8 protein-coding genes are annotated in these 10042 nt (G+C 71.2%); 3 read left to right on the top strand and 5 right to left on the bottom strand.

The window, feature by feature from the left end:
* The coding region (locus tag VGD32_RS04715) for a LacI family DNA-binding transcriptional regulator (protein WP_331030750.1) at positions 1 to 951 on the bottom strand (951 nt) is incomplete at its 3' end.
* A gap of 121 nt (positions 952 to 1072) precedes the next feature.
* On the opposite strand from VGD32_RS04715, the gene VGD32_RS04710 reads away from it, so the two are divergent.
* Both VGD32_RS04710 and VGD32_RS04705 read left to right on the top strand, forming a co-directional pair.
* Positions 1073 to 2305: an MFS transporter gene (locus tag VGD32_RS04710; protein WP_331030749.1), complete on the top strand. Its 1233-nt coding sequence runs from the start codon at positions 1073 to 1075 to the stop codon at positions 2303 to 2305.
* A gap of 81 nt (positions 2306 to 2386) precedes the next feature.
* The gene (locus VGD32_RS04705) at positions 2387 to 2596 is read left to right on the top strand and encodes a hypothetical protein (protein ID WP_331030748.1); all 210 of its coding nucleotides are present in this window, start codon (positions 2387 to 2389) and stop codon (positions 2594 to 2596) included.
* Positions 2597 to 2623: 27 nt separating this feature from the next.
* On the opposite strand, the gene VGD32_RS04700 is transcribed toward VGD32_RS04705, so the two are convergent.
* From VGD32_RS04700 to VGD32_RS04685, 4 genes are all read right to left on the bottom strand, one after another.
* On the bottom strand, positions 2624 to 3628 hold the full coding sequence (locus tag VGD32_RS04700) for a DUF2891 domain-containing protein (RefSeq protein ID WP_331030747.1): 1005 nt from the start codon (positions 3626 to 3628) through the stop codon (positions 2624 to 2626).
* 2 nt (positions 3629 to 3630) lie between these two features.
* Positions 3631 to 4599, bottom strand: coding sequence for a DUF979 domain-containing protein (locus VGD32_RS04695; protein WP_331030746.1), 969 nt, complete (start codon positions 4597 to 4599; stop codon positions 3631 to 3633).
* Complete coding sequence (locus tag VGD32_RS04690) at positions 4596 to 5306, bottom strand: DUF969 domain-containing protein (protein WP_331030745.1); 711 nt, start codon at positions 5304 to 5306, stop codon at positions 4596 to 4598. The genes VGD32_RS04695 and VGD32_RS04690 overlap by 4 nt, the downstream gene beginning before the upstream one ends.
* A 64-nt stretch (positions 5307 to 5370) precedes the next feature.
* Positions 5371 to 9003: a hydantoinase B/oxoprolinase family protein gene (locus tag VGD32_RS04685; protein WP_331030751.1), complete on the bottom strand. Its 3633-nt coding sequence runs from the start codon at positions 9001 to 9003 to the stop codon at positions 5371 to 5373.
* 339 nt (positions 9004 to 9342) lie between these two features.
* Here VGD32_RS04685 and VGD32_RS04680 point away from each other — a divergent pair, with 339 nt between their 5' ends.
* Positions 9343 to 9885 carry an RHS repeat domain-containing protein gene (locus VGD32_RS04680; protein WP_331030744.1) on the top strand — a complete coding sequence of 181 codons (543 nt, stop codon included), beginning with the start codon at positions 9343 to 9345 and terminating at the stop codon, positions 9883 to 9885.
* Positions 9886 to 10042 lie beyond the last annotated feature (157 nt).

Here is a 10042-nt window from a genome sequence, read left to right as displayed (position 1 = left end):
TCCGGCGATGAGGCGCACCGCCTCGCCGCCCATGTCCTTCAGCGGCTGGTGGACGGTGGTCAGCGGCGGCCAGACGATCTCGGACACCGGCGTGTCGTCGAAGCCGGTGATGGACAGTCGTCCCGGGACGTCGAGCCCCCGGCCGTGAGCGGTCGACAGGGCGCCGGCGGCCATGTCGTCGTTGGCGCAAACCAGGGCCGTGGGCGGGTCGGGCTGATCGAACAGCCGGGCCGCCAGCAGGCTGCCAGACCTGAAGGTGAAGTCGCCCTGGAGCACCGTGACCGCCTCGGGATCGAGGCGGCGTTCGCGCAGGGCCCGCTTCAGGCCGTCGAAGCGCTGTTCGGCCGACAGGTGGCCCGCGATCCCGCTGATGAAGGCGAAGCGGCGGTGGCCGAGATCGAGCAGGTGGCGGGCGATGTCGTAGCCGCCCGCCTCGTCGTCGATGCCGACGCCGTCGGCGACCGACCGGCCGGGGCCGCCGGGGGATATGGTCGCAACCTGACAGCCCTGACGCCGGATTTCCTCGATCAGGGCGGCGTCGTCGGCGAAGGGCGGAGTCAGGATCAGGCCCTGGCAGCGCTGGGTCGTCATCAGCTCCAGCACCTGCTCGCGCCGGTCGGGGCTCTGCTGCGGCACATGGCGGGTCATCAGCTGGTAGCCGAGCGCCAGACATTCGCGCAGGGCGCCCAGCTCGAGGGCCGAGGCGTAGAAGGAGTTGGGCTCGGCCTCGAGGTCCGAAGCCAGCACGAGGGCCAGCATCCGGCTGCCGCCGCCGGCCAGCGAGCGCGCCTGCGGGTTGACCCGGTAGTTCAGCGCCGCCACCGACGCCAGCACCCGCTCGCGCACCTCGGAGCGGACGTTCGGCCCGCCGTTCAGGACGCGCGAAACCGTGGTCCGGCCGACGCCCGAATGATGGGCGACGTCGTCGATGGTCGGTTTCCTGGCCGTCAAATTCCGCTCCCCTCGCGCTCGCGGCGACGATGGGCCGACCCGGGCCGGCTTTCAATAGCGCGCCGGGCCGGATCCCACGCCGGGCCTCGACGGCGGCGGCGCGGCGACGTCATATGGCCGGATGACCGACGCCGCCGCCGGGGCCCTCCCGCCCCCGTCCCACCGCTCGAGATGGTTCGTGCTCGGCTACGGCGCCGCCCAGACCGGCGCCTTCATCTGCTTCATCCCCCTGCTAACCCTGCTGCTTCCGGAAAAGGCGGGGGTCATCGGCGGCGCCGGCAAGGCCCTGCTGCTCAGCCTCGCCGCCATGCTGGGCGGCCTGACCGCCGCCGCGGCCAACTTCACCTTCGGAGCGCTCAGCGACCGGACACTCAGCCGGTTCGGGCGCCGCCGTCCGTGGATTCTCTGCGGCCTGGCCGCGGTGGCGATCAGCCTGGCCCTGCTGGCCCTGGCCCGCAGTCCGCTCCAGCTGGTGCTTGGAGTGATCGTCTTCCAGATCGCGGTGAACGCCCTCTATGCGCCGCTGACCGCCCTGGTCCCGGACCTCGTGCCGGATGCGCAGAAGGGTTTGATCTCGGCCTGGGCCGGCGCCGCTCTGCCGGTCGCCAACCTGTTCACGGCCCTGGTGGTCAGCCGGCTGGCGGGCTGGACCGGGGCCCAGTTCGCGGTCGTGGTCCTCGCGGCAGCCACGCTGATCGTACCGTTCGCCCTCCGCTTGCGCGAGCCTCCGACACCCGCGCGACGAACACCCTTCCGCCTTTCCTTCGCGGCGCTTCACGATGGCCGCTTCCGTGCATTGTTCGCCTCGCGGCTGCTGGCCGAAAGCGCCGTGGCCATCAACACCCTCTATCTGCTGTTCTGGCTCCTCGGCCTGCCGGACGGCGCGACGCCGGCGGGCTGGTCGGCGCCGGACGTGTTCGCCACCCTGCTGGTCGTGTCGACCATGGCCGCCGCCCTCGGCGGCTTCGCCGGCGGAGGGCTGTCGGACCGGCTGCGGGGGCGACGGGGCTTCGTGATCGCGGGCAGCGCGGGTATGGCGCTGGCGCTGGCGCTGATGGTGGCCTGGCCTGCATGGCCCGGCCTGCTGGCCGCCCAGTTGTTGTTCGGTCTGAGCCACGGCGTCCACGCCACGACCGTCGCGGCGATGACGGCCGAGAGCCTGCCCGACCCGGCGCGCGCGGGCCGCGATCTGGGAGTGATGAACATGGCCGTCGCCGTGCCCCAGAGCCTCGCGCCCGCTTGCGCCGCCATACTGTTCGCGGCAGGCCTGCCCCTGTCCGCTGTCTTCATCGCCGCCTCCGCAGCGGCGCTGGCCGCCTCGGTTGTGCTGGCGCCCGTCCCGCGCCGGGCGTGAGGCGGCCGGAACTCCCCCGTGCCGGGACACGTTTCGCCGGTGTGGCGCCGCGCTTCGGCGCCGGGTGCATCGAGGTCCGTGATGCGGTCTCAACTTCACATGCCCCACCTGTGGCCGCGGAGGCATGCGGCGCCGGGTGCGGCGGAACACCACCATCACCAGCCGGACAGCCAGCGGTTCTGGCGTGTGGAACGCGCGTTCGACTACCTTGTGGTGGCCGGCATCGTCATCCTTGGAGCGGTGATGGTCTACGGCCTGGCGACGGCCTCGGGCGACGCGTCCTGGTTCTAGGGGGCGCTGGCCGCCGGGACGCGGCGTCTACTCGCCGGCGAGGAGCGCCAGCAAGGCGAAGCTGGCCAGCCAGTGTTCGCCCATATAGTCGCCGGTCACCCGGGGCAGGGCGGCGTCGAGGTGTGCTCGCGCGGCCTCCAGCACGACAGGGCGGCGGCGGTCGTCCAGCGGCATGGACGAGGCGATCTCGCGCCAGCACCAGGCGCGGCTGAGGTTCAGGCCGTCGAGATGGGCGATCTTGCCGTCGGAACGGTCGCTGACCAGAGCGGGCAGGAACAGCGTCGCGGGTTCGCGGCGGCCCAGATCCGGCAGGAAGGACTCGAACCAGGCCGTGAAAGCCTCATGGTCCAGCACCCACCGCATCAGCGCCGCCTCCATCAGGGCCGGCGACAGGAACTCGTCCTGCGACGGCTCCCAGGCCTGGCAATCGCGGTCCGATGAGTGCCAGCGGAGGGCGCGCTCGCGGCACAGGCCGGCGAGGGCCCCGTCTTGCACCGCCCCGGCGTAGTCGAGCGTCAGCCGCAGGGCGAAGGCGGTGTTGTAGTGGGTCCCGACGCGTACGGGGTAGTCGGCCAGCGGCAGGAAGGCGATGAACCGCTGCGCGAAGCACCGGGTCAGGGGGCGCAGGACAGCGGCGCGGCCATCGCCGTGGCGCTCCAGTTCGGCGGCGAGCATGAGCAGCCAGGCCCAGCCGTAGGGTCGCTCGAAGCCACGGCTTTCCGGCCGGGCCAGATAGGCGGTCTCGGCGGCGACATTCTCCGGCGTGAACAGACTGTCGGCCAGGTTCCGGATGCGCCCGGCCTCGGGAAGGTCGGGATACAGCCGCAACACCGTGAACAGGGTCCACCAGCCGTGCACGCAGGAATGCCAGTCGAAGCTCCCGAAGAAGATCGGATGCAGGGCGCGCGGACCGAGAGCGTCGCCCGGACCGGCGAGAACGTGGTCCAGCTTGTTCGGATACTCGCGCGTGACGTGACCCAGCGCGGTGCGGGCGTAGAGGGCGGCGATCTCGGGAGTCAGGCGTGCGGACATGCTCAGAACCTGAAGGCCAGGACGTACATCAGCATGGTGTTGATCGCGAGCAGGGCGGCGGCGGTGGGCGCCTGCACCCGGATGACGCCATTGAACGGGGCGTCGCGGTCCGGCAGGTCGAGCAGGGCCGCGGGCACGACGTTGAAATTGGCGGCCATGGGGGTGGTCAGGGTGCCGCAGAAGCCCGACAACATGCCGATGGCGCAGACAATCGCCGGATTGCCGCCGAACTGGATCACCACCAGCGGCAGGCCGACCGCGGCCGTCATCACCGGAAAGGCGGCGAAGGCGTTGCCCATGATGAAGGTGAACAGCGCCATGCCGCCGCAATAGGCGACGACGGCCAGAAGCCGGGTGTCCAGCGGCAGGTAGCTTGAGAACAGGTCTCCAATGCGGTCGCCGACGCCGGCGATGACAAACACCGCCCCCAGCGCCGCCAGCGCCTGGGGCAGGATGCCGGCCCAGCCGACCGAGTCCATCAGTCGGCGGCCCTCCTGCAGAGGGGCGAGAAGCGGCGGCCGCAGCCAGATCATGGCCCCGATGAGGGCGAGGGCCACGGCCAGGCCCAGGGCGATGATCGTAGGCTGCTCGGGCCCGAACAGCGGGACGCCGGACAGTGAGACCTTCTCGAGCACCAGCACGCCCAGGATAGCGACGACGGGAATGACCAAGGCCGGAACGAACAGCCAGGCGCCACGCCGCTCCGCGCTTGCGGCGCGTTCGGCGGGCGTGGTGGTGGCGGGCCGGCCCTGGCCGAGCAGGCGCAAGCCGGCGAGCGCGGCGAGGGCCAGCACCAGCATGCCGTTTCCGAGATCGCCCAGCCATGGACCGAACAGGAAGCTGAGAGCCAGCAGGCCCCAGAACGCCGCCGTGCCGAAGCGCCGCGGATGGTCGCGGTCGAACGCGGTCAGGACCGAGAAGGCGGCGAAGGTCAGGCCGGCGAAGACGTAGACCCAGTCGAGCGTGATCATCGGCCGCTCTCCGCGCTCTCGCGGGCGATCGACCGGTCGAGGAGGATCAGCCGCGCGCCGTGCACCAGGAGGGCGCAGATCGCGGTCGGAATGGCCCAGACCGCCAGCTGCCACGGCTCAAGGACGATCCCGTTGGCCTCAAGAAATCCCTTGATCAGCAGGATCGACGCGATGGCGAAGAAGATGTCCTCGCCAAAGAAGAGCGCAATGTTGTCCACGGCTGCGGCGTGGGCCCGGATGCGCCAGCGCAGCGCTTCCGGCAAGTCGCCGTGACGGCTTTCGGCCGCCGCCTCGGCCATGGGCGCGATCAGCGGCCGGACCATCTGCGGGTGGCCGCCCAGCTTGGTCAGGCCGAAGGCGGCGCTGATCTGGCGCAGGACGAAATAGGCCAGCAGGATGCGGCCGGTGGTGGCCGAGCGCACCCTGCCGACGAGGGCGCGGGCCTGTTCCTGCAGGCCGTACCGCTCCAGCAGGCCGATCAACGGCAGCACCAGCCAGATGACGCTGATGTAGCGGTAGTCGTTGAAGGCCTTGCCGAAGGCGGCGATGGTGTCGAGCGCCGCCCTGCCAAGGTCAGCGACTCCTACGCCGGGGGCGATGGCCGCGGCTGCGCCCGTCACAACCGCCGCGGCCAGGATCACCGCCAGCGGATTCAGCCGCGCCACGAAGCCGGCGACCAGCACCGCTATGCCCAGCAACACCCACATGGCCTGATCCCCCGGTCCGTTCGGCGCGAGAGTTGCGCGGTTCGGCCCGCCGGGGAAGGGGCGCTCAGGCCTTTCCGTAGCCGCCGCCCCCCGGAGTTTCGATGATGAAGACGTCGCCGGGCGCCATCTCGACCTCGGCGGTCGAGCCCAGGATTTCCCGGCTGCCGTCGGCCCGTTCGATGCGGTTGACGCCGGTTGAGCCGTCCCCGCCGCCTGCGGCTCCGAACGGCGGGACGCGGCGCCGATTGGAGAGAATGGCCGCCGTAAGAGGCTCGAGGAAGCGCATGCGCCGCACGGCGCCGTCGCCGCCGCGGTGGGCGCCCAGGCCTCCCGAGCCCCGGCGGATGGAAAACTCCTCCAGCAGGATCGGGAAGCGGCTTTCCAGCACCTCGGGATCCGTCAGACGGCTGTTGGTCATGTGCGTCTGCACCGCCGAAGCCCCGTCAAAGTCGGGGCCCGCGCCCGAGCCGCCGGCGATGGTCTCGTAGTACTGGCGGGCGTCGTCGCCGAAGGTGAAATTGTTCATCGTGCCCTGGCTGGCCGCCAGCACGCCCAGCGCGCCGTACAGGCAGTCGACCACGGCCTGGCTGGTTTCGACGTTGCCGGCGACGACGGCGGCCGGGTAGCACGGGTTCAGCATCGACCCCTCCGGCACGATCAGCCGGATCGGCTTCAGGCAGCCTTCGTTCAGCGGGATGGCGTCGTCCACGAGGGTGCGGAAGACATAGAGAACGGCGGCGCGGGTGATCGACAGCGGCGCGTTGAAATTGTTGGGCCGCTGGCCGCTGGTTCCGCTGAAGTCGACCACCGCGCCGCGGGCCGCCGGGTCCACGTCGATCCGAACCCGGATGACCGCGCCGTCGTCCATCTCCAGCGCGAACGACCCCGGCTTCAGGGCGGCGATGGCCCGGCGCACGGCCGTCTCGGCGTTGTCCTGGACGTGGCCCATATAGGCGGCGACCACCTCGCGGCCGAACTCGCCGACCATCCTCGCCAGCTCGTCGGAGCCGCGGGCGCAGGCGGCGATCTGGGCCTTCAGGTCGGCCAGGTTCTGGTCGACGTTGCGCGACGGGCGCCGGCCCGACGCGAACAGGGCGCGGGTTTCCGCCTCCCGCAGCCGGCCTGCGTCGACGAGCAGGAAGTCGTCGATCAGGACGCCCTCTTCCTCAATCGTCCGGGACTTCGGCGGCATCGATCCCGGCGTGATCCCGCCGACATCGGCGTGATGTCCCCGGGCCGCGACGAAGAAGGCGGGCGCGTCGTCGTCGCCGAGGAAGACCGGCATGATCACGGTGATGTCGGGCAGATGGGTGCCGCCATTGTAGGGGGCGTTGAGCATCCAGACGTCGCCGGGCTTCATGCCCCGCCCGTCGGCCCGTCCGCCGCGCGAGCGGATGACGGTGCGAATGCTCTCGCCCATCGAGCCCAGATGAACCGGGATGTGCGGGGCATTGGCGATCAGGGCCCCGCCGGCGTCGAACACGGCGCACGAGAAGTCGAGCCGCTCCTTGATGTTGACCGACCAGGCCGTGGCCTGCAGCGCCTCGCCCATCTGTTCGGCGACGGCCATGAAGCGGCTGTTGAACACCTCCAGCATGATCGGGTCGGCGTCCGTGCCCAAGGCGGTTCGCGGCGGCAGGGCGGCGACCCGGGTCAGGATCAGGTTCAAGCCTTCGTCCGCCGTGGCGCGCCAGCCCGGCTCGACCACGGTGGTGCCGGTGTCCTCGAGGATGATCGCCGGTCCGTCGACCGCCGCCCGCGGGCGGAAGGTCTCGCGGCGATAGACGGGCGTATCGTGGTCGGCGCCGGCCATGCGCGCCGGCACGCGGGCGACCACGCCGGGTTGGCCTCCGGCGCCGGCGGGCGCCGCAGAGGTGGCGACCTGGTCCGAAGCGGCGACAGCCTCCGCCTCCAGGGTCTCCACGACCAGCCCCTTGTCCTCGGCGAAGAAGCCGAACCGCTGGCGGTGCAGGGATTCGAATGCAGCCCGCATCGCGTCCGCCGGTCCGAACGGCACGACGAGCGGCGCATCGGAACCCGCGAATCTGATCTCGGCGCGGACGAGGGCGGTGATCGACGACTCTCCGAAGCCCTGCGCTTTGAGGATGGTCCGCGCTTCAACCGAAAGCGCCTCGGCGCGCCGGGCCAGGGAGGCGTCCTCGCCCGGCTCAAGCGCCGCGGCCACCGTCGCCTGTCGAATGGCGCGCACCTCCGCCAGGCCCATGCCGTAGGCGGAGAGCACGCCGGCGAACGGATGCAGCATGACCCGGGTCATGCCGAGCGCGTCGGCGACGAGGCAGGCGTGCTGACCGCCCGCGCCCCCGAAGCAGTTGAGGGCGTAGCGGGTCACGTCGTAACCGCGCTGGACCGACACTGACTTGATCGCCTCGGCCATGTTCTGGACGGCGATGGTGATGAAGCCCTCGGCAAGCGCTTCCGGCGTCGGCGCCCGGCCGGTGGCGGCGGCGACCCGGGCGGCCAGCGCCTCGAACTTCTCGCGCACGGCGTTTGCGTCCAGCGGCTGGTCGCCGTCGGGGCCGAACACGGCGGGGAACTGGTCGGGCCGCAGCTTGCCCAGCATGACGTTGCAGTCGGTCACCGTCAGCGGGCCGCCGCGGCGGTAGGCGGCCGGCCCGGGCACGGCCCCGGCGGACTCGGGGCCGACCCGCAGGCGTGAGCCGTCGAAGCGGCAGATTGAGCCGCCGCCGGCCGCGACGGTGTGGATGCCGAGCATGGGTGCGCGCAGCCTCACCCCGGCCACCACCGCCTCCGAGGTTCGTTCGTAGTCGCCGGCGAAATGCGACACGTCGGTCGAGGTGCCGCCCATGTCGAAGCCGATGACGCGGTCAAACCCGGCCGCGCGCGCGGTCTGCGCCATGCCGACGACGCCGCCCGCCGGGCCCGACAGGATGGCGTCCTTGCCCCGGAAGGCGCTCGCCGCCGTCAATCCCCCGCTGGACTGCATGAAGAGCAGCGGCGTCGCTTCGCCCAGATCCGCTCCGACCCGATCGACATAGGCGCGCAGGATCGGCGACAGATAGGCATCGGCCACGGTGGTGTCGCCGCGCCCGATCAGCTTGATCAGGGCTCCGACCTCGTGGCTGACCGAGACCTGTTCGAAGCCGACCTCGTGGGCGATTTCGGCCAGCCGGCTCTCGTGGTCCGTGAAGCGCCAGCCGTGCATCAGGACGATGCCGACGGCGCGCAGACCCGCCTCGCGCGCGTCCGCGAGAGCGGCCCGGGCCCGATCTTCGTCGAGGGGCCGTTCGACGATCCCGTCGGCGCGGACCCGTTCCTCGATCTCGATCACCCGGTCGTAGAGCCGCTCGTTCAGGACGATGTGGCGGGCGAAGATGTCCGGCCGGCTCTGCCAGCCGATGCGCAGCGCGTCGCCGAAGCCGCGGGTGATGGCCAGCAGGGTGGGCTCGCCCTTGCGCTCCAGCAGGGCGTTGGTGGCGACGGTGGTGCCCATGCGGACGCTTTCGACGCGGCCCGCCGGCAGAGGACCCGGTCCCGCGTCGAGGATCCGGCGGACACCCTCGACGGCGGCGTCGGCGTACTGTTCCGGATTGTCCGACAGCAGCTTGCGGGTCTCGAGCCGTCCATCCGGCGCGCAGGCCACGATGTCGGTAAAGGTGCCGCCCCGGTCGATCCAGAAGCGCCAGCCGTCCTGACAGAGGTCTGGAGACGCCCTCATTCCCTCGCCAAACACCTGCACACCCCCGCCGCCCTCCTCAGTTTCGGGCCGCGCCAGCAGGGAGATCGACTGAGCTGGTGTCAACCTGACTTCGTCCTGGCGCGCGGTCGCGCCCGGTCCGGAGTCCTGCAGAGCCGAGGGCGACGAGCCGGCGGGCGAGCGCGACCGCACCCGGACCCTTCAGGCCACGAAGGCCGACGGCTCCGCAGAGGGCAGCGCGACGGGCCCGTCCTGCGCGGGCGGAGCGACGGCCTCCAGATTGTGCCAACCGATAAACGCCACTGTGGGTTGACAACCGTCGGTCGTGCGGGGAAGGATGCAACTTAAGGGGAGGAAACGATGAAAATTCTCGCGGTCTCTTTTGGCGCTGTCGCGCTCGTCGCGCCGGGCGCAAGCCTGGCCCAGGTCACCCAGACGTACAGCTACGACGCCAACGGGCGGCTGACCGGGGTGGTGACCACAGGCGGGGCGGGAACACACACCTCCGCCTACGCCTACGACGCCGCGAACAACCGGACATCCCGCAGCCAGACCGGCACGTCCGCCTGGGCCGCGGTTACGCTGTTGCCGATCAATCAGCTGCTTCAGCCGGACGAGGCGCTGGTTTCTCCCGACGGTCGATACAGCTTCGCGTTGCGTGCGACCGGTCGACTGGAGCTCTGGTCAGGCGAGGCCGCCGTCACGTCTGACGCAGAACCCCTGGTTGCGGCCTTCCGGCTCACTGACGACGGCCAGGCGCAGTTCCTGCCGTCGATCCCGGCCGCGCCCGCAGGCGGCGCCTGGGTCTCGCTGCGCGACGACGGGGTCCTGGCCCTGCTCGACGAGGCGGGGGACGAACTGTGGCGGTCCGGCGATGCGACCGGTGAGGAGGCCAGCCAATGACCAGCGTCAACTTCAAGAGCTGGCTGTTCGCCGCCACGTCCGGCATCGCCCTGGCCGCCGGCGCGGCCCAGGCCCAGACCACCCCCATTCCGCCCGAGCACTTCGCCCTGGATGAGCGTGGCGTGGACCTCGTGAGCGGCCAATGGATGCCGGTCGC

The organism is Brevundimonas sp., assembly GCF_036402095.1.
Lineage (GTDB): Bacteria > Pseudomonadota > Alphaproteobacteria > Caulobacterales > Caulobacteraceae > Brevundimonas.
Note: the sequence above shows the minus strand (reverse complement) of the source record. Positions and strands in the feature narration are given on the sequence as shown.